The sequence below is a fragment of the Roseicyclus sp. genome (assembly GCF_018402035.1).
Taxonomy (GTDB): Bacteria; Pseudomonadota; Alphaproteobacteria; order Rhodobacterales; family Rhodobacteraceae; genus Roseicyclus.
On the sequence record NZ_JAGYJN010000088.1, the window covers coordinates 1 to 1,060 of the forward strand.

The following is a 1,060-nucleotide window of genomic DNA, read 5'->3' on the forward strand; positions in this document are numbered from 1 at the left end:
CGGCAAGACAATCGACACATTGCTCAGAACACAATACTATCCGGATGTATTGGTGACTCGACCACTCCAAACTGTAGGATTTTGAAAGACAAAAATGCGGATAAGTCTCGGGGATATCCTAAACAAACTTATGAATCGGCCGTTGCCGTACTTGAAGTTCATAGCTGAAATACGAAATGTTGCGACAAGTGTAATATCAAATGTCGAGAAGAAAAAGCCATTTTACACTGTATTGTTTCCAGATGTCGACCTTCCGGGCTTGGTCACAAGCGACTTAGAAAAGGCAATTGAAGGAAAATTTCACCAGTCAAGTCGAGCAAATCAGGGACGCAAGCTCCTTTCAATTGCATTCGAAATCAAAGCGGAAGCATGTGCACTAAAATTCTTTTCCTATGATTGCGATGATAACATGTTAATCGCATATATAGCGACCCTCACTGAGCATGGTGATAGTTTCTTTATGCCGTTGGCAAAATTGCACATAGATCGAAAAATTTCCCAGCAAAAGTTGTGCGAAACTTCCCGAGCGCACTTTAAGGTAAAGTATTTTTACGAGATACTTAAGTTTGAGATTTTAACCTTAACTATTGGTGAGGCCTCTGGAGTCTTTCCAAAAGAAGATGACGTAAGACGATTTGAATACATGATAAATCAACATGTGAAAAAATTGGGGGTTGAAGCCTTTTTGTTATTTGCAACATCTCAAGAAGGGATATCTGAATTGGCAGGAAAGTATAATTTTTCAGAGACAAAAGTTAGAAAGGATATTATCGAAATGTTTATAAATGGGATTGCGAACAATCAAGAGACACTGATTGACGAAGCATGCTATAATTTTCCAAAAGCTCTAATGGCGAATTACTCATTAGTTAAAGGCTTAACAGAAAGACCCTAGCGTGGAAAATACACAATGCCAAGAACCAGAAATATCAAATTATGAGGAGATGCAATATTTTCATGGCGATCATGTGTATTTTTATGATATAAAATGACTCCTTCTAGACCACAAATGACTGACCACCAAAGGGCACTGCTGTATGAAATTGTCAGCGGCAAAAAA

Annotated in this window: 1 protein-coding gene; it reads left to right on the forward strand. The window is 38.3% G+C overall.

Annotated features, from left to right (window positions below; translation table 11 throughout):
- Positions 1-151: 151 nt before the first annotated feature.
- Positions 152-895, forward strand: coding sequence for a hypothetical protein (locus KG698_RS15360; RefSeq protein ID WP_213686413.1), 744 nt, complete (start codon positions 152-154; stop codon positions 893-895).
- Positions 896-1,060 lie beyond the last annotated feature (165 nt).